Annotated in this window: 14 protein-coding genes and 5 tRNA genes; 6 read left to right on the top strand and 13 right to left on the bottom strand. The window is 36.6% G+C overall.

All coding sequences use genetic code 11. The features are described 5' to 3' along the window. Positions 1-27: 27 nt before the first annotated feature. The 9 genes from glmM to OC533_RS12290 form a co-directional block, all read right to left on the bottom strand. Complete coding sequence (gene glmM / locus OC533_RS12330; protein ID WP_003763407.1) at positions 28-1,380, bottom strand: phosphoglucosamine mutase; 1,353 nt, start codon at positions 1,378-1,380, stop codon at positions 28-30. Between the two features lie 257 nt (positions 1,381-1,637). Then, the gene (locus OC533_RS12325) at positions 1,638-2,996 is read right to left on the bottom strand and encodes a YbbR-like domain-containing protein (RefSeq protein WP_010991076.1); all 1,359 of its coding nucleotides are present in this window, start codon (positions 2,994-2,996) and stop codon (positions 1,638-1,640) included. Next, positions 2,996-3,817: a diadenylate cyclase gene (dacA, locus tag OC533_RS12320; protein WP_003763411.1), complete on the bottom strand. Its 822-nt coding sequence runs from the start codon at positions 3,815-3,817 to the stop codon at positions 2,996-2,998. The genes OC533_RS12325 and dacA overlap by 1 nt, the downstream gene beginning before the upstream one ends. Positions 3,818-3,991: 174 nt before the next feature. Next, positions 3,992-6,253, bottom strand: a complete 2,262-nt coding sequence (locus tag OC533_RS12315; protein WP_194322644.1) for a glycoside hydrolase family 65 protein — start codon at positions 6,251-6,253, stop codon at positions 3,992-3,994. Between the two features lie 15 nt (positions 6,254-6,268). Beyond that, positions 6,269-7,102: a DUF1189 domain-containing protein gene (locus OC533_RS12310; RefSeq protein ID WP_003763415.1), complete on the bottom strand. Its 834-nt coding sequence runs from the start codon at positions 7,100-7,102 to the stop codon at positions 6,269-6,271. Positions 7,103-7,129: 27 nt separating this feature from the next. Next, positions 7,130-7,981, bottom strand: coding sequence for a sugar ABC transporter permease (locus OC533_RS12305; protein ID WP_194323591.1), 852 nt, complete (start codon positions 7,979-7,981; stop codon positions 7,130-7,132). Further along, positions 7,982-9,289: a sugar ABC transporter permease gene (locus tag OC533_RS12300; RefSeq protein ID WP_003767867.1), complete on the bottom strand. Its 1,308-nt coding sequence runs from the start codon at positions 9,287-9,289 to the stop codon at positions 7,982-7,984. 87 nt (positions 9,290-9,376) lie between these two features. Further along, positions 9,377-10,636, bottom strand: a complete 1,260-nt coding sequence (locus OC533_RS12295; protein ID WP_003724548.1) for an extracellular solute-binding protein — start codon at positions 10,634-10,636, stop codon at positions 9,377-9,379. A gap of 212 nt (positions 10,637-10,848) precedes the next feature. Beyond that, entirely contained in the window at positions 10,849-12,624 is a 1,776-nt protein-coding gene (locus OC533_RS12290) for a glycoside hydrolase family 13 protein (protein ID WP_194323590.1), read from the bottom strand. Between the two features lie 244 nt (positions 12,625-12,868). On the opposite strand from OC533_RS12290, the gene OC533_RS12285 reads away from it, so the two are divergent. After that, on the top strand, positions 12,869-13,504 hold the full coding sequence (locus OC533_RS12285; protein WP_003763419.1) for a CPBP family intramembrane glutamic endopeptidase: 636 nt from the start codon (positions 12,869-12,871) through the stop codon (positions 13,502-13,504). Positions 13,505-13,540: 36 nt separating this feature from the next. Here OC533_RS12285 and OC533_RS12280 read toward each other — a convergent pair whose 3' ends face one another. From OC533_RS12280 to OC533_RS12270, 3 genes are all read right to left on the bottom strand, one after another. Further along, positions 13,541-14,506: a LacI family DNA-binding transcriptional regulator gene (locus tag OC533_RS12280; protein ID WP_003763422.1), complete on the bottom strand. Its 966-nt coding sequence runs from the start codon at positions 14,504-14,506 to the stop codon at positions 13,541-13,543. A gap of 138 nt (positions 14,507-14,644) precedes the next feature. After that, entirely contained in the window at positions 14,645-14,881 is a 237-nt protein-coding gene (locus tag OC533_RS12275) for a hypothetical protein (protein WP_003769712.1), read from the bottom strand. Positions 14,882-15,477: 596 nt separating this feature from the next. After that, positions 15,478-17,301, bottom strand: a complete 1,824-nt coding sequence (locus OC533_RS12270) for an APC family permease (protein ID WP_003767874.1) — start codon at positions 17,299-17,301, stop codon at positions 15,478-15,480. 335 nt (positions 17,302-17,636) lie between these two features. Between OC533_RS12270 and OC533_RS12265 the strand changes: the two genes are divergently transcribed. From OC533_RS12265 to OC533_RS12245, 5 genes are all read left to right on the top strand, one after another. Beyond that, positions 17,637-17,708, top strand: a tRNA-Glu gene (locus OC533_RS12265). Between the two features lie 154 nt (positions 17,709-17,862). Next, positions 17,863-17,936: transfer RNA gene (locus OC533_RS12260), tRNA-Thr, on the top strand. Between the two features lie 9 nt (positions 17,937-17,945). Beyond that, positions 17,946-18,029, top strand: a tRNA-Tyr gene (locus tag OC533_RS12255). 11 nt (positions 18,030-18,040) lie between these two features. After that, positions 18,041-18,112, top strand: a tRNA-Gln gene (locus tag OC533_RS12250). A gap of 9 nt (positions 18,113-18,121) precedes the next feature. Further along, positions 18,122-18,194: transfer RNA gene (locus OC533_RS12245), tRNA-Lys, on the top strand. Between the two features lie 93 nt (positions 18,195-18,287). Here OC533_RS12245 and OC533_RS12240 read toward each other — a convergent pair. Beyond that, positions 18,288-18,989: a Crp/Fnr family transcriptional regulator gene (locus OC533_RS12240; RefSeq protein WP_070753781.1), complete on the bottom strand. Its 702-nt coding sequence runs from the start codon at positions 18,987-18,989 to the stop codon at positions 18,288-18,290. Between the last annotated feature and the right edge of the window lie 140 nt (positions 18,990-19,129).

Below are 19,129 nucleotides of genomic sequence, written 5' to 3'. Positions count from 1 at the left end.
TATCATCAGGATTTTTTGTTTGTAGTTTTAATCGTTAAGTGCCATTTCTGAACGAACAACCGCTGAAATACGTTCACAATATTCGTCTGTTGCTTCTTTTGTCGCAGCTTCCACCATGACTCTTACTAATGGTTCTGTACCAGATGGACGAACAAGCACGCGACCATTTCCAGCCATTTCAGCTTCTACTTCACTAATTACTTTACTTACTTTTGGATTATCTGTTACATGATTTTTATCACTTACACGGATATTTTCCAGTTTTTGCGGGAATGTTTTCATTTCTGAAGCAAGTTCAGATAATTTTTTCCCAGTTGCTTTCATAACGTTAATTAATTGAATTCCGGAAAGCAGGCCATCACCAGTTGTATTATGATCTAAGAAAATAATATGACCAGATTGTTCTCCGCCAAGGTTATAATTACCTTCGCGCATTGCTTCTACAACATAACGGTCACCAACAGCTGTTTGAACATCTTCAATTTCAAGTTCTCTTAAGCCTTTATAGAAGCCTAAGTTACTCATAACAGTGGAAACGATTGTATTGCTATTTAATAGACCTTGTTCACGTAAGTATTTCGCGCAAATAAACATAATTTTATCGCCATCGACAATTTGACCGATTTCATCAATTGCAATCACGCGGTCTCCGTCACCATCAAAGGCTAAACCAACATCTGCTTTTTTGTCTAATACAAATGCAGCTAAGGCTTCTGGATGTGTAGAACCAACACCATCGTTAATATTTAAGCCGTTTGGAGAAGCACCCATTGAGCTAATATCGGCATCTAAATCAGCAAATAAATGTGTTGCTAAGCCAGAAGTTGCTCCATTTGCACAGTCTAATGCAATATGATAACCATTGAAGTCATTCTCGATTGTTTGTTTTAAGTATTGAATATATTTTTGTTTACCTTCAAAGTAATCGCTAACTGTTCCTAGACCTTCACCGCTTGGACGAGGTAGTGTATCCTCTGCTGTATCAAGTAATTGTTCAATTTCTTCTTCTTGATCGTCTGACAGTTTAAAGCCGTCTGAACCGAAGAACTTAATTCCATTATCATCTACTGGATTATGGCTTGCAGAAATCATGACGCTGGCAGAAGCTCCTTGCGCTTTTGTTAAATAAGCGACACCAGGAGTTGAAATGACACCTAAACGCATAACTTCAATTCCTACAGATACAAGTCCTGCAATTAAAGCGGATTCAAGCATTTCTCCAGATATACGTGTATCACGAGCAACAAGAACGCGCGGGTGTTCACCAACGTGACGAGTTAAAACATACCCACCCATTCGACCTAATCTGAATGCAAGTTCTGGTGTTAATTCTGAGTTTGCAACCCCTCTAACTCCATCCGTACCAAAATATTTACCCATTTTATTACTCTCCTTCTAAGTCATTCATTATCTAAATGATTTTTGTTTGTCGTTTTAGTTTTACTTTTTTTTCAAATGCTGGTTCTCTTTTTTGTTAAGTCTCAACCATACATTTGTTATTATACCTTTTTTAAGAAAAAATTTCATCTCTCTATAATAAAACGTTGGCATTAGTAACTTTTCAAACTATTCTATGTATATGAAGCTTTTGTAAAAAAGCAGGAGTATGAGACACGCTGGCCCCACACTCCTCAGGTTTATGTGTTTTTGGAAGGCACTGTATTTTGTGCTTCTTTTTCGGTAATAATAAAATCAGCTTTTTTAGGATTGATGACATAAGCCACGTTATCTGGTAAACCGTTTAGTTCTAGTGGAATGCTGTAACTGCCAGCTTTACTTTTACTAAGGTTAGCAATAACGCTTAAATCTTTTGCGGTTATGTCATCTAATACTTTTTTCTCCCCGGTGATGGTTACAGAAACTTTGCCATTTGCTGGCGTTAACATCTGGGCATCGAAAGTATTTTTCAGACCACTCATATATACTTGCATATTAGAAAAAGATTTTGATGTTTTGGAATCATTCGTTTCAGAATCATCCGTCGCATCGTTATTATTTGCTTCTGTGTTTTGATTATTATTTGATGTGGTCGCTCCATTATTTGCTTCAGACTTTTTTACGGTTTTTATTTTAACCTCAATGGTCGTAGGTTGTACTGATTTAGCGCCTGTTGGAACTGGTACAGTAATTTCTTTGACCGTATCTGCTTTTATTTTTGTAACATCAATCGGGATTTCAATCTCTTTAATCTTGTCAAGGACCGCATCGTCACCTACGACAACCACTTCTGATTTATCAGGTGTCATGCTTGAAATCTCTATATCGCTTTCTGGTGTTCCTTCTTGCTTGATTTTAACCGGTACTGATTTCCCGACTTTCTCAACCGGCACAGTCACTTCAACCTCTTGCGGACTGACCTCTACATCCAGCTTATTCAGGTTACTATCAAAAACGGATACTGTCGCCTTGTCGGTAAATTCCGATTTATGCTTACCATCACTTTCGAGGGTCGCTTTGACATAAGCGATTTGTTCGATCGTGTCTTTTGCACCTGTAATGGAAACTTTTTTAGGATCGATAATCGGCGTTCCTGCTTGATAACCATCTGCAATAACAGATTTACTTAACTCTACATCTACAGAGAATTTCTTCGTTACTTTTTCTTGAACATTTACGTTAACAGTAGCTGGATTGACTTTAACTTTAAGTCGGTCAGATACGTCTTTTACTTGGAGTTTAACTTCCTGCGTTCCAATCGATGCATTTTTCAAATCTGCATATACGGTGAAATCTTGTTGTGCTTTAGCTGATTGAACGATACTTCTTGGTCCTGAAAGCGTAACAGTGACTGTTTCTGGAATGCCTGAAATGTATAAATTCGTTTTATCATAATATACTTTGACAGGAACATTCTCAATGACCTCAGAATCACTTGAAGAAGTCGTTGAAAAAGTGGTGGCGTTATTATTATTTGCATTAACTGACGTAAAAAGGATGGCTGCGAGTAACAAGGCTATAATCCGAATCGACCATTTATTATTTAAAATTCGATCCATCATTCGCTTTTGCCTCCTTTCCATTTAGAAAAGATAGAAGGTTTCTTTTGCGTTACTGTGACAAGCTCTTTTAGAAGAATTTTATGTAACTCTTCTTCTGAAACATCACGGAAAAGTTCTCCGCCTTTAGTAAGGGAAATTCCGCCTGTTTCTTCGGAGACAACAATTGTAATACTGTCTGTCACTTCACTAATCCCTAGAGCAGCCCTGTGACGCGTCCCAAGTTCTTTGGATAAAAATGGACTGTCAGAAAGTGGTAAATAACTTGCTGCTGATGCAATCTCATTTCCTTTGATAATTACCGCACCATCATGAAGCGGTGTATTTGGAATAAAAATATTAATTAATAATTGAGAGGAAATTTTTGCATTGAGTGGAATTCCAGTTTCGATATAATCATCCATTCCGGTATCGCGTGCTACTGAAATTAGCGCACCAATACGACGTTTCGCCATATATTGGGTAGATTTTTCAATAGATTCAATCAGATGGTGTTGCTCTCGCTCAATTCTAGAACCGTAACGAGTAAAAATATTGCCTCGACCAAGTGTCTCTAAAGCACGGCGTAATTCCGGTTGGAAGATAATTATAATTGCAAGGAATCCCCAAGTAAGCATCTGATCCGTAATCCATTCTACTGTTTGGAGACCAAAAAATCCGCTTAATAATTTAACTGCAATGATAATAAAAATACCTTTTAATAATTGTACTGCTTTCGTACCTCGGATTAACATGATCACTTTATAAATTACAAACCATACGACAAGAATATCTACAATATTTGCTAGATAATGCAATATCGACATATTGGAAAAATCCATCACTTCACCTCCGTGCCTCTTGAAAACCATTTATGATCACATGGTTCACTTTCTTTATTATAGCATAAGAGTGCAGGCGGAAAAAGCAATCATCCCGCTAAAAATTGGAAAGATTTGTTAAAGAAAAAAATTGCCAAAAACAGTTTTCATTGTTTTTGGCAATTTTATTTTTGGTTATATTTCTACTGTTACAGCCGTTTCCAGCAAATATTTTTTCTTATACATTTCTAAATGAATTGGTTCTCCGTGACATAATTTAACAGTTACTTGTCCTACTTCTACTTTCACTTCTAATAAGCGGTCGCGGAAGTTAATTTTGAAGCGGTAGTTGTCCCATCCATTAGGTAAAAATGGCGCAAAACTTAACTCACCTGATGTTACTCGCATTCCGGCAAAACCTTGTACAATGGATAACCAGCTTCCTGCCATTGATGTAATGTGGAGGCCATCTTCTGTATCATTGTTAATATTATCTAGGTCAAGCCTTGCTGTGCGTTTGTAAAGTTCTACAGCTTTATCATATTTACCAAGTTCCGCAGCTAACACCGCATGAACAGCTGGTGACAAACTTGATTCATGTACAGTTAGTGGTTCATAAAATTCAAAGTTGCGTTGTTTCGTATCAAAATCAAAGTCATCATAGAATAAATATAAACCTTGAAGTACATCTGCTTGTTTAATGAAGCAAGACCGTAAAATTTTATCCCAAGACCAGTTTTGATTAATTGGCATATCCTCTGGTTTTAACGTATCAGTGGAACGTAACTCTTTGTCTAAAAATGTATCGTGTTGCACAAAAATCTGCCATTTTTCATCAAAAGGATAGTACATCCGGTGCTCGATGTCTTCCCATTTTGCGATTTCGTACTCGGTCACACCTAAACGTTTTTTTGTCGCTGTATCTAGGTTTTCTAGCGTATATCGAATAGTCCAAGCTGCAATATAGTTGGTATACCAGTTATTGCTAACATTATTATCGTATTCATTTGGTCCAGTAACACCGTGAATCATATATTTATCTAAGCGATCCGATAAATGCACTCGATCAGCCCAAAAACGAGTAATTTCAGTTAACACTTCGATACCATCTGTTTTTAAATAAGAGTCATCACCAGTGTAATTCGTATAGTTATAAATCGCGTAGGCAATCGCGCCATTTCGGTGAATCTCTTCAAAGGTAATTTCCCATTCATTGTGGCACTCTACTCCTGTAAAAGTAACCATCGGATAAAGTGCGCCACCTAAGCCGATTTTCTCCGCATTGATTTTGGCACCATCTAATTGATTATGGCGATATTTAAGTAAGTTATGGCTAACCGACTTATCTGTTAGTGATAAATACATTGGTAGAGCAAATGCTTCTGTATCCCAGTAAGTCGCCCCGCCGTATTTTTCTCCAGTGAAACCTTTAGGACCAATATTTAATCTAGCATCTTCCCCGTAGTAAGTCGCAAATAATTGGAAAATATTAAAACGAATGCCTTGTTGAGCGGAATCATCTCCTGCTATTTCCACATCTGCTTTATCCCAGCGTTCGCGCCATCCTGCGATATGCGCTTCTAAAAGTTCTTCATATGTTTTTGTTGCTATATTTTTTAAGATTTCCTCTCCGGCTTGAAGAAGTTCACTTTCCTCAAAATCACGAGAAGTTGTAATTACTACACGTTTTTCAATTTGCGCTACTTCATTTTCTTTTAAATCAAATTGATAGCGATTTTCCGCATAAAGTGTTTTTGTTTGGTTTGTTTCATTTGCCGTATTAGTCTTATTTTCCATTACTGCAGAAACGGTGAAGCGCGGTGTACCAAAGTTATTTGGAATTGTTTTAGTTACAAGTGAGCCGCGACTTTCTGAGGAAGATTCTGCAACTTCTTGCCAAAACATTTCTTCGTAGTTGGCATCTTCATTTTGCACATTACCATCTAAAAAGGACGTTAATTCTACTTTTGCCGCATTTAAAGCTTCCACATGATAGCGAATTACTGCCAGTTCTTTCGTAGCTACACTTAGAAATCGTTCCGCTGAAATTCGAAACGTCTTATTATTTTTAACTACTGTGAACTGGCGTCTTAACACGCCTTTTTCCATATCTAGCACAAGTTCAAAATCGCTTACTTCATCTACAAATAAATCGAGTTTTTCACCGTCAAGACGTACTTCAATCCCGATAAAATTAAGGCCATTAATGACCTTTCCAAAATAATCTGGGTAGCCATTTTTCCACCAACCAACTCTTGTTTTATCTGGAAACCACACGCCTGCATAATAAGTTCCAATATGGCCGTCGCCGGAGTATCCTTCTTCAAAATTCCCGCGCATCCCCATGTATCCATTACCGAGTGAAGTTAGGCTTTCTTGCAAACGTTTATTTTCTTTATCTAGTTTGGTTGTCCGTAATGTCCATGGTTCGATTTCAAATAATTGCTTCTGTGCCATACTAAAACCTCCTAATTAGCGACTAGCAGCCATACTTTTTTCACTAGTCTTATAAAATCTTGTCTTTAAAAATGTCCATGCTATCATTAACACCATTCCAAGTGACTGAACAGCCATAATAATCGTAATATCAAAGTAGATAAAACCGATAATACAAGCCGCAATCACAGGAATACCAAGTGCATTTAGCGTTAAATTAAATGATTCTTTAAAGGAAGCAATACGAGAAAAACTGCTCCGTTTTGTCATCCAAATGAAAAGTGTCGTGAAAATAGCTAACATCAGCGAGCTAACGAAAATAATTGAGCCAATCATCAGTACCATTGATAAGAAAACAAATGCTTGATTCTCTAAGTACCACTGCGCCGAAACCCAGTCTACTAGCGATTCACCAGAAGTGATTTCACTTAATGTGGCATCTTTTGGATAGCTCACTTCAAATGTGTAGCCACTTGCATCTGTAAGCGTCATTTCTCGGTCTTTGAAATTAATGATATTTTTAGCTCCGGCAAGTTCTGCCTTCGTTAAATTTACACCAGCCACGCCATTAGCCGATTTTTCGACGATATGCGCATTTTTGTCAGTTAATTCTCCGTTTTCGAGCGAAAGACCACTAAGTTCCGTCGCGAATTGATCTGTACCAAGTGTCGCCATTTCGGGCATTAAACTTGGTAAATCAAAACTCGACTGATTAGCAAAATGTGCTGATACAGGTAGTAATAGGAGCGCATTTAAGAAAATAAACACGATAACCATTTGCCAGAATTTCAGTACTTTCCGACCTTCAAAAATCGCATTTGGTCCTAGTGTACTTTTTACATATTGAATGATAAACGGAACTTTTTTCATTGGTATCACAGCCTTTTTAAAAATCAATTATCCTTTTGTTCCACCAGCAGTTAAGCCAGAAACAAAATTCTTTTGTAAGAAGAAGAACAGTAAACAAATTGGTAGCGCGGCTAGAATTGCTCCTGCTGCGAATAATGCTACTTTTTGTTGTTGCGGGTTAGCGATAAATGTTTGAAGTCCAACAGCTATCGTTAAGTTTTCTGGAGTTCTTAGTAGGAATTTAGCAAGTAAGAAATCTCCGAATGGTCCCATAAATGCCCATAAAGCTTGAACCGCAATCATCGGTCTTACAAGTGGTAAGATGATTTGAGCGAAAATCCGGAAATGTCCTGCGCCGTCAAGCTTGGCGGATTCATCTAAATCCCGTGGTACTGTATCGAAATATCCCTTCATCAGCCACGTGTTCATCGGGATACCGCCACCGATGTAAATCAATGTTAAGAACCAATATTGATCAAGTGCGCCAAGTAGCATTGCTAACACGTAGAAAGCTGTTAAAGCCGCCATTGTTGGCACCATTTGAATAATCAAGAAAAACACCAAACTATTTTTACGTCCTTTAAAACGGTAACGGCTATATGTATAACCAGCAAGCGTCACAATCGTTACTTGCATAATCATCGTTACAACCGCGATAATCAATGTATTTTTATACCAATCAAGATACAATGTTTCATTAAATAGTCTAGAAAAGTTATTCAACGTCCAGCTATCCGACCACTCAAGCGTAAATGCTGCGATATTCCCTGGTTTGAAGGCAGAAGATGCTGTGATTAGAATCGGATACAAAATAATAATCGTTAGCACGGTTAAAAATAAATACGTGAAAAACTGTGTTAAAAACTTTGTTGTCCGCTGATCTTTCATAAAGTCTCTCATTTACATCATCTCCTCGTTCCCAAAGGCATTCGTTTTCTTAAAGGCAATCATCGAAACCGTGATAACGATAATTGAGATAAGTAACGTCACAGCAGCGGCTACAGCGTATTGCGGCGAAGTACCAGTTGTTAGTTTATAAATCCATGAAATTAAAATATCGGTCGATCCAGCGCCTGCTCCGACACTTCCGGGACCACCTTCATTGAATAAGTAAATAATCGAAAAGTTATTAAAGTTAAACGTATATTGTGTAATAAATACCGGAGCTGTTACAAATAAAATCATCGGTAATGTAATTTTACGGAAACGTTGTATTGCGCTCGCTCCGTCGATTCTAGCTGCTTCGTAAAGTTCACCTGGAATCGCTTGAAGAACACCTGTTACCATGACATAAATATACGGGAAACCAAGCCAACCTTGAATGCTAATTAGCGCCACTTTTGTCCAGAAAGGATCTGTTTTCCAAGCAATCGCATTGATATCAACAAATGGAAGATGATTCAGTAACGGAATGACTTGTGAGTTGATTGCACCAATACTGTCGTTAAACATATTGGAAAAACTCATAATTGTAATAAAAGCTGGTACCGCCCAAGGAAGTAAGAAAACTACTCCGAAAAGACGTTTCCCTTTAATAAAGCTTTGGTTCGCAACAATCGCTGTGAACACCCCGACAACAATTTGCAAGGAAGTCGCACAAATCGTCCAAACAAGTGTCCAAGAAAATACACTTAGGAACGTGTCGCGGTACGAACTTAGGAAGAAAATATTAAAGAAGTTCTTAAATCCAACCCAGTCAATTAAGTTCGCTGGCGGAATATGGTAAAAATCGTAGTTGGTAAATGCCATGAAAAGAGTAACAAGAACTGGGAAAATAATAACAAAAGTCATGACTAAGTATGCAGGTAATGTAAGTAAGTACGGGAAACCTTTGTCGAGCATATTTTTTATAATAGCAAGAGCGGAACGGTTAACAGTTTCACCTAGATTCCACTGCATAGCCACGCGTCTTGCATCGAAAATATTTATAAACCAAAAGCCTATAAATAGTAATGTCACAATTAATTGTAAAGTACCTTCAATCATTAAAAATAAGGAATGGTCTACACCTGGTACAGATCCAAGTGTTACAAGGCCAATCAGTGCATTTAGCCCAACTGCAAAAAATTCTATGATAAACAAAGCAAATAGTGCGAAAAAGACAATCCCTTTAAAATTTTGCTTATTATAAAATTGACCAAGTCCCGGAATGATTGATAACAAAGTCGCTTGACGAACATTTTTAATTTGTTTTTGTTCTAGTTTCATTTTGTTACCCTCAATTCTAGATATAGATTCACTAGCTAAGTTGAAAAAAATGGCGGAGCGCGCTATCTTTGCCCCGCCAAATCATTATTATTTAGTATATTTTTGCGTTACGTTATCTTCAATTACTTTTACTGCATCGTCAGCTGATTGTTGCGGAGTTTTCGAACCAGAAGCTGCATCAAACATTAAGTTTTCAGCACCAGTCCAAACTTCCGACATTTCTGGAATATTTGGCATTGGTTGCGCATTTTTGTATTGTTCAATAACGGCATTAGTTAATTCGTCATTTTTCGATTTCGCTGTATCACGTGCTTTTAAGTTAGCTGGTACTTCATTTGTCATATCATATAAAGTTTCTTGATTTTTTTGGTTAGTCACATAATCCAACCATTTTTGAGCTACATCTTTGTTTTTAGAATAGTTACTTACAACCCAACCTTTACCGCCTGCAAATGGAGAATACTCTTTACCATTGTTTAGTGTTGGGATTTTTGCTACGCCGTAATTAATTTTTGCTTCTTTGTAGTTTGCTGCTGACCAAGGACCGCCTAGAATTGCTGCTGCTTTACCTTTAACAAATTGATCTTGGATAAAGTCATCTGCACTCTTATTGTCTTGCATACCTTTTGGCCATACATCTTGGAACCATTTTGTTGCGTAAGTAATTCCTTCAACAGAACCTTTATTGTTTAAACCGATGTCTTTTGGATTTGTACCTTCATCGCCGAATACATAACCGCCGTATCCTGCAAGTAGTCCGTAAGAGAAGTAGAAATCAGTCCATTTTGCTAAGAAACCAGTATTTTTTCCTTTTTCAGAAGTGAAGGCAAAACGAGAATCTTTTGAAAGTGTTTCTAAATCTTTAAATGTTGCTGGAGCTTTGTCGAGTAAATCTTTATTGTAGTAAAGTACTAGTGTTTCAATAATTGCTGGAGCGCCGTAAATTTTATCGTCAATTGTTACTTGTTTTTGGTCTTTTTCATCGTAATCGTCTTTATTACCAAGTTTTACTTCAGCTAAATGTCCTTGTTGGCCTAAGCTTCCAATTCTATCAAATGCGGACATCATTACGTCTGGAGCAGTTCCAGCAGGTCCATCAAGTGGAAGAGCTTCTAATGTTTCGAACATGTCTTTTTCGACTACTTTTACTTTTACGTCATTGTCTTTTTCAAAATCACCTTTTATTTTGTTCACGTAGTCTTTATAGCCTGCGTCAACGGAAACGGTTAATGTTTTTTCATCAGATGAGCCCGATTTACTAGTGTCTTTTCCACCACCACATGCTGCTAAGCTTAAAGCCATTACTAAAACCGCCGAAACTATTCCCACTTTTTTGAAACGCTTCATTTACTTTTCCTCCTCTTTATGAAAAAAGCCGCTCTTTAATGTCTGATTTCTAAGTCCCCATCTTTTTTCAATTCTTTTTAAAGTTTGTGAATTAGGTTAACCTATGCATTTATTATATGCTGATTTCGAAAGCGTTTACAAGGAGATTTCACATGTTACCGATAACAACATTTTTTCGGTAAACATGTGAAAAATTCCTTTACGCCATTGATTTAGCTGTTTTCTTTAATAACAAGAAATCCTTTTGCTGGGACGACAAGATTTTCTGTTACAGCTCGGTTGTTCCAAATATCTGTCGCTGTATTTTTAAATGAAATTGTGAAATCCTTATCTTCTTTTGCTTGGTTGAAAAGGAAATGCAGTTTTTCACCATTTAATTCTTTAGAAAATGCTGTAATGCCCGTTTCGCTACTTGCACCTAGCCAAGTTAATTCGCCGGATGTAATAATTGCTTGGTTATCTTTTCTAAGCGCAATTAATTTTTTCGTAAATGCTAACATATCTTGGTTTTGTTTTGCTTCGTCCCATTCCATACATTTACGACAACCAGGGTCATTTCCGCCGTCCATACCGATTTCAGTTCCGTAATAAATACACGGCGAACCAGTGTGTGCGAACATGAAGGCAAGTGCTTGTTTCACCTTATCCTCATCATTATTAGCACGTGTTAAAATGCGCGCTGTATCATGGCTATCAAGCATATTGAACATTACTTCATTCACTTGATTAGGATAGCGCATATATTGTTCATTAATACCAGAAACCATTTGCTCCGGCGTGATTTTTTCTTCAATAAAGTTTTCGATAATCGTTTGTGTAAATGGATAGTTCATAACGGCGTGGAATTCATCTCCTAGCAACCAAATCCACGAATCATGCCAAATTTCACCAAGAATGTAAATATCTTCTTTTTCCGCTTGGACAGCCTTTTTAAATTCTTTCCAGAAAGCATGATCTACTTCATTAGCAACATCTAAACGCCAGCCATCAATATCAAATTCGCGAATCCAGTAAGTTGCAATATCAAGAAGATACTTTTGAACTTCCGGGTTGGCAGTATTTAATTTTGGCATATGTGTCGTGAATGCAAATGTATCGTAGGAAAGTGTTGATTGTCCTTCGATATTCCCATTTTCATTTTGACGAACTGGGAAACTATGAATATGGAACCAGTCGCGATATGCGGATTTTTCTTCTTTCTCGACAACATCTTGCCACTCTAGAGAAGTGTCCCCAATATGATTGAACACCGCATCAAGCATAATACGAATACCGCGTTTATGCGCTTCTTGAACTAATTTTCTAAAGGTTTCTTTATCACCAAAATGCGGATCAATCTTTTTATAATCAATTGTGTCGTATTTATGGTTGGTCGGTGCTTCAAAAACAGGCGTTAAATATACCCCATTGATGCCAAGCTCTGCTAAATAATCTAAGTGCTGAATGATTCCTTCAAGATCTCCACCGAAAAAGTCTGTTGTGTTCGGATCTTTACTTCCCCACGGCAAGGCATTTTCTGGAGAAATAGCTGGATTCCCATTTGCAAAACGTTCTGGGAAAATCTGGTACCAAATGGTATTTCCAACCCATTCAGGCGCTTCAAATGTATCTACTGCATGGATAAACGGAAATTTAAAGTAATAATCCATCGTAGCTAAATTCGCTTCAGTCGGCTCAAAAAAGCCACGTCCGCCGTAAAATGTTGTTTCGCCTTCTGTATCTGTTAGTAAAAAGCCATATTGAAGGCGTCTATGTTCTGGTGTTATCGCGAAAAACCAATAATCATGCTCTTCGGTCTCTGCAATTTTGCGCATCGAATAGGATTCACTTTGCCATTTTTCGTTTTTCCATAAGTAAGGGTCGGCAGCAATTAAAGTAACTTTGCTAATATCTAAGCGTTTCGTTCTAATTCTAATATGTAGTGTTTTAGCGTCATAACTATAAGCATAGCTACTCGCTGGTTGATGATAAATCCCTGCTTTTTCCATTTTTTCTCCTCCTATATCACCTATCGTTCTATTTCAAATTAGCATTTCCATTAAAGCGTTTGCAACCTTTTCTCGCTCGTTAACGGTAACAAGATTTTTCGGTACTTTAACATATTATAGAAGAAAGCCAATTCTCTCTCCTCCTTTAAAGTGACAAATTAGTAACTTTACTGATTTAAAGTAAAGAGCTATAATAACTCATGGACTAATGAGAGTCATTATTAAGGTCTAAAAGGAGGATAAAATGGAAAATACTTTAAGCTTAAAAAAACAAGGGTATTGGTTATTTTCCAGCGCAATCATTATTGGTGTTCTTTTTCTTCTTTTGCCACACATCATTTCCAATATTGGAGTGTTAGAATTCATAGGCGCGTTTTTCAATGCACTATGCATGGGAATTATTGCTTTTATCATACTTAAAGCAGAATTTCTCGATTGGTTTAAACATTTTAGTTTCAAATGGATAATTATTGGTGCTCCAGCATTAATTATTATCAGCTCTATTTTCAACATTGCCTGGGCTTACTTTGCAGGAAGTACTACTGAAAATGGTATCAACAGTGTGCTTACATGGTCTTATGTTTTTACAAGTATTCCGTTCATGTTACTTGGCGAAGAATTGCTATCGATTAGTTTACTCTACGCCGCTTGGAAAAAATGGAATTGGAAATTTTGGCAAGCTTCCTTATTATGTGCCTTGCTTTTTGCAACCTGGCACTTAACTTCTTATGATTTTAATTTCCTACAATGCATCATTACGTTAGCACCAGCTAGACTCATTTTGAACTACTTATTCAAAAAAACCAACTCCATTTGGGTTACTTTCATCGTTCACTTCATTTTTGATTTCATTGCATTTCTACCAGTTTTACTCAAATAAAAAAGACGCTAGGAATAAAGATTCCTAGCGTTTTTATTACTCTTCTTTTCCAGTTGTAGAAGCTCGTATCAGTAATTCTGGAGTAAATAATAGGTTTCCTTGAGGTTTTCCGTGATCATTAATTTTAGCAAGTAACATCTTTGCAAGCTCTTCCCCCATTTCAACAACGGGTGATCGAACGGTAGTGATTTTTGGCGAAGAAATTCGGTCTAAGAAAACACCATCAAAGCCTGTTACAGCAATATTTTCACCAAAGCGACGACCAAAAGCTGCTGCTGCACGAACAACACCTATCGCGATTCGATCCGATGCGCACACAATCGCAATTTTTTCAGAGTTATAACGTAATAATTCAAATGCTTTTTCTTCGGCAACACTCGAGCTATTTGCAATAAAATAACTTTCCGGCTCAAGTCCATGTTTTCGCACCACTTCTTCGTAACCTTCTAAACGTGATTTCATAAATTGTTCATCAAGCAAATCAATCCCTAAAAAAACAATGCGCGAAAAGCCAATTTCTACCACGTGCTCCGTTGCAAGCGCCGTTCCTTTTTTATTATCTACATCTATAGAATCATAGCCGCGTTTATTCTCACCATAAAAAATAACTGGTTTATCAATATCTAAAAGTCCTAATTCATAATCTTTATCACGTATTCCCGTGACAATAAGCCCGTCATAAGCTCCAATATTCCTGGATCTTTGTGTAACGAGTTGAAGCGAATAATAATACTTATCTAACTCTCGACTAATTCCTGTTAATAAATTCATATAATAAGGTTCAACTGTATCAATTTCTTCTAAAATCAAAAATTTAATAACTTGTGTCCTATTTTGAACAAGCGCCCTAGCAGCATAGTTTGGTACATACTCTAGAGCTTCCATTGCACTATAAACAAGCATTTTCAGTTCATCTGAGACTTGATCTGGATGATTAATAACTCGTGAAACTGTCATTTTGGAGACATTTGCCCGTTTCGCAACATCTGCTAAAGTCGCCATCTCCAACCTCCTCCATTCATAATCTTCCTTATTGTACCATCTTTTACACAAAAAAAAATAAGAATTAACCCACAAAAAAAGCATTCTCCCCAAAAACGCGAAAATGCTTGGTTTATTATAATTATGTAATGACTCATTTTAAAGTGTTTGCCACTTTTTTTGAGAAACTCTACGTTCCTTTGTTTGTTGATAAGCTTTAATAATAACGCGACATAATTGATGTGCTCCGCCGATTAAAACTCCAATAGCGATAGCCACGAGCGTAGTTGTCAGAAAACTAATAAATGGAAAACTAGATGTATTCATAGCAGCGATTCCCAATATAAAAACGATAATAGTAGGTAGTACATAATACCTAATGTCCTGTTCCTGCATCCCAAGCGCTCCTTTACTAAATTAATGACTCCTATCAACTACTGAAATTATAACGCGAAAACCGGCTTTTTTCAAGGCTTGGAAGGAATTTCAAAGTTAGCTCAAAAAAGTGAGAATGGCTCTATGTAGGGCTTTTACTACCCACTAAAAATCCACTCAATCTGAATTCATCAAAAAGAAAAATTTGTTACCACTTTGTAACATTAATTAAGTCCTTTTACTTATTTTGCATACAGCTAATATTTATTCATTTATATATATAAGTATTACTTTTTATTTAATGATAGATTCATTTATAGCTTCGTATTTTTTATAATATATACAAAAAAAGTTTCCCACTTTTATAGCGGGCAACTTTTTTTATTTTTCATGAAAAAATCTTTTTTTGGCTTAAAATGGAATTTATTTTCGTTTTCTGCTCGCAAAAGAAGGTTTTTGCTTAGGGTAAAAAAGCATTTTCTTTCTTTTTGTGCTCTTAAAATCTTATTTTCCACTTTTTACAAATCCGTTTCATCCAGCTATGCTTATATTGTTCCATTATAAAAACGGAAGAGCATCCCCCTCTTCCCCCGAAGGTCTCTTCCGTTTTTCTCTTGTTATTCTTTTAAATGATATGGATATGTTGAAACAACGACATCTCTTTTCATTAGAAGTCTTGTACGAATTAATAGGCTTGTTTGATTATGAAGGACATTTTGCCAACCTTTTCTAGGGATAAATTGTGGAATTAACACCGTAAGTGAGTAGTTATCTTGATCTGCTTTTTGTTTTGCTGTATCAATAAATTTCATTAATGGATCTGAAATCGATCGATACGGAGAATAAAGATTAGCCATACGCACTTCCGGATGAACTCTATTCCATCTCTCAACAAATTCTTTTTCCTGCTTTTTATCAATAGAAATATGAACAGCAATGACTGTATCACCAATAGACTTAGCATACTGTAATGCTCCTTCTACAACTTTGGTGGTATCCGATACACAAATGATAACGGCATTTCCTTTGAAGTCAGGCAAGTCCATTGTTTCGTCAATTCTAAGTTGTGGTCCTACTTTACGATAATGGTGTCTAGTACGATGGAAAACATAAATCATAATCGGCATAAATACAAATACAGGCCATACAGATTCAATTCTCGTTAAGAATAATACTAGAAGCACGGTAAATGAAATAGACGCACCAAGTAAGTTAGCTGATAAAGACTTCTTCCAGCCTTTCGGGCGCTGTTTCCACCATTTTACAATCATGCCTGTTTGCGACAGAGTGAATGGTATGAAAACCCCTACAGAATATAACGGAATTAGTAACTCTGTTTTCCCTTTAAATAATATAATTAGCAAGATAGATCCCACTGCTAGAGTAATAATTCCATTGGAATAACCTAACCGATCCCCTCTAGCTAAATACATTCTCGGCATAAATTTATCTTTAGCTAAGTTAAAAGCTAACATTGGGAATGCTGAAAATCCTGTATTAGCTGCTAAAACTAAGATAAGTGCCGTTGTAGCTTGAATGAAATAAAACATAAAGTTTCTGCCGAATACATTTTCAGCAATTTGTGATAGCACCGTTACTTTCAATTCGGGTACAGTTCCATAAACAAAGGCTAAAACCGTAATCCCTACAAAGAAGAAACCTAGTAGTCCGGCCATTAAGGTTAATGTCTTAGCCGCATTTTTAGGTCTCGGTTCTTTAAACAAAGGCACAGCATTTGAAATAGCTTCAATACCAGTCAAAGAAGCCGATCCGGAAGCAAATGCTCTTAATAGTAGAAAGATTGTTACACCTTGTACGTGAGTTCCTACTGCGGCTGTTTCATGACTTGCATCCATACCAGTTAATACTTTAAATAAACCTGTAAAAATAAGAGCGATAATAGAAAAAACGAATAAATAGACTGGAATGGCAAGTAAACTAGCTGATTCAGTGATTCCTCTAAGATTAATGATTGTTACACCAACAACAAGTAATACGGCTATTGGCACTGCAAAAGGATATAATGATGGCACTGCTGAGACAATTGCATCTGTACCTGAAGACACACTTACAGCAACTGTAAGCATATAATCTACTAGTAAAGATCCTCCGGCAATTAATCCAGCGTTATTTCCTAAATTTTCTCTTGAAACAATATAGGCTCCACCACCATGCGGATAAGAGTAAATAATTTGTTTATAAGATAAATTCAGTGCAAACAAAAGAACAAGGACACAAAGTGCGATTGGTAATGAATACCACATAGCTGCAGCACTCACAGTCACAAGTACCAACAAAATCTGTTCCGTACCATATGCAATAGAAGAAAGTGCATCTGACGACAGAACGGCTAAAGCTTTTAATTTCCCCAATTTTTGGTCTCCAGCTTCTGATGTTTTCAGAGGGCGGCCGATTAATAATCTTTTTAGCGGCGATGCCATTATATTCCCTACCTTTTTTATGTGATTTTTTAGCTAACTCCAAGTTGACCAGACACATTATAGCACAGCTGATTTTAGATTGTAATACTAATTTGTATTATTTTATACACCTAATCATTCCCTACTCGAATAGTCGTTCATAGAGCTTCCTTTTTCGTTTATTCCAGCTAAATATTTTTTTCATATGCCTTTCAATATACATACCCATTAATAAGATAAATAACCCGTAATTCATACTTTTATTTTCAGAAAAAAAAGAATTTAATTTGGGTATTTACAAATGATAACCTTTTTTTATATAATAGTTTCTAGCGGTAAAAAACTTTTATTTAAATGGCCCGTTGGTCAAGCGGTTAAGACACCGCCCTTTCACGGCGGTAACACGGGTTCGAATCCCGTACGGGTCACTTTTAATCAAAAAAAGCAGCTTGAAAAATAAATTTCATTTTTTTGAAAAAAAAGCTGGTAAAAATACTAAAAATGTTATATCATGTATTAGTATCTGTTTTAAAGAATTAATTATGCAAGAGATTTCGATTTGCCAGTAGAGAGCGATTCTTCGCCGACTTAGCTCAATCTGGTAGAGCAACTGAATCGTAATCAGTAGGTTGCGGGTTCAATTCCTGCAGTCGGCATTTTATAGCGGAGGGGTAGCGAAGTGGCTAAACGCGGCGGACTGTAAATCCGCTCCTTCGGGTTCGGTGGTTCGAATCCACTCCCCTCCACCATTTTCTATTATTGGGCTATAGCCAAGCGGTAAGGCAACGGATTTTGATTCCGTCATGCGCTGGTTCGAATCCAGCTAGCCCAGTCATATTTAGAGCCGTTAGCTCAGTTGGTAGAGCATCTGACTTTTAATCAGAGGGTCGCTGGTTCGAACCCAGCACGGCTCATCCTTAATGAACAAGAAAAGAATTCTTTTCTTGTTTTTTTATACAAAAAAATCATTTAGCATTTAAACAATGCTAAATGATTTTTTCGTTTCACTACGTAGATGTTGCTTTAGTTCGAATTCTACTGCAGCTGCCTTCGTAATTTTTTAACAAAATAAAAGACTTCGAATTTTCTGCTAAAAAACCAGTTTCTATCAGTTTTCCACACAAATGTGTAACCGAGCGTACTGAAAGGTTGGCGTAATTAGCAATTAACTTCCTTGTAAAACACTTTGGAATACGAACCATGCCTTCTTTTTCTGTTCCAAAAAAACTCCCTAATTGTTCTAAAGACTCCCTTAATCGACTTTCTCCATTCCCACGCATTAAGTTGCATTTCGCGATTAAAACATTTTCATGATTACGATTATTAAGATATAAATAGAGCCACCCCTCTTGCATCCCAATAATCGAACAAAAGATATCCTCCTTATCGAATTCATACGCTGTAACCGTTTCGATGACTTTTGCTGTATAGACATTAGCTTCCGCCATAAAATAGTCATTTAACCCAGCAATTTGGTTGGAGCCTAGAAAGCTTACTACATTTTTTTCCTTTTCTAATGAAACAATCCCTTTTTCAATAAAGTAAACCTTTGTATTTATAATATCTTCTGTTAATAAAATTGTATTGGTTGAAATTTTTGTTTTTTTATACGGGATCCTGTTATCAATTAAAGTTTGTAAAAATCGTTTATAACCAAATTCTTCTTCTAATACTTTTTTACTATATAAATCTTCAAATAGCGATTGCATGTCTTGTCATCTCATTTCTATTTTGTGTCTTAAGCAAATAGTTTTACAATGCGATGAGTGGCTTCTTACAAGTGATGATACTACCAAACACTTTTAAAAGAAACCCAACAACAAAACCAAACTTCCACCTTTTAGCAACT

The organism is Listeria sp. Marseille-Q6474 (assembly GCF_946902005.1).
GTDB classification, from domain to species: domain Bacteria; phylum Bacillota; class Bacilli; order Lactobacillales; family Listeriaceae; genus Listeria; species Listeria innocua.
The sequence above is the reverse complement of the archived record's forward strand: the minus strand, read 5'-3'. Positions and strand labels throughout refer to the sequence as shown.

Coding starts and splice junctions, on each gene's coding strand:
- glmM (WP_003763407.1), bottom strand. CDS start 1,380: ATGGGTAAATATTTTGGTACGGATGGAGTTAGAGGGGTTGCAAACTCA.
- OC533_RS12325 (WP_010991076.1), bottom strand. CDS start 2,996: ATGGATCGAATTTTAAATAATAAATGGTCGATTCGGATTATAGCCTTG.
- dacA (WP_003763411.1), bottom strand. CDS start 3,817: ATGGATTTTTCCAATATGTCGATATTGCATTATCTAGCAAATATTGTA.
- OC533_RS12315 (WP_194322644.1), bottom strand. CDS start 6,253: ATGGCACAGAAGCAATTATTTGAAATCGAACCATGGACATTACGGACA.
- OC533_RS12310 (WP_003763415.1), bottom strand. CDS start 7,102: ATGAAAAAAGTTCCGTTTATCATTCAATATGTAAAAAGTACACTAGGA.
- OC533_RS12305 (WP_194323591.1), bottom strand. CDS start 7,981: ATGAGAGACTTTATGAAAGATCAGCGGACAACAAAGTTTTTAACACAG.
- OC533_RS12300 (WP_003767867.1), bottom strand. CDS start 9,289: ATGAAACTAGAACAAAAACAAATTAAAAATGTTCGTCAAGCGACTTTG.
- OC533_RS12295 (WP_003724548.1), bottom strand. CDS start 10,636: ATGAAGCGTTTCAAAAAAGTGGGAATAGTTTCGGCGGTTTTAGTAATG.
- OC533_RS12290 (WP_194323590.1), bottom strand. CDS start 12,624: ATGGAAAAAGCAGGGATTTATCATCAACCAGCGAGTAGCTATGCTTAT.
- OC533_RS12285 (WP_003763419.1), top strand. CDS start 12,869: ATGGAAAATACTTTAAGCTTAAAAAAACAAGGGTATTGGTTATTTTCC.
- OC533_RS12280 (WP_003763422.1), bottom strand. CDS start 14,506: ATGGCGACTTTAGCAGATGTTGCGAAACGGGCAAATGTCTCCAAAATG.
- OC533_RS12275 (WP_003769712.1), bottom strand. CDS start 14,881: ATGCAGGAACAGGACATTAGGTATTATGTACTACCTACTATTATCGTT.
- OC533_RS12270 (WP_003767874.1), bottom strand. CDS start 17,301: ATGGCATCGCCGCTAAAAAGATTATTAATCGGCCGCCCTCTGAAAACA.
- OC533_RS12240 (WP_070753781.1), bottom strand. CDS start 18,989: ATGCAATCGCTATTTGAAGATTTATATAGTAAAAAAGTATTAGAAGAA.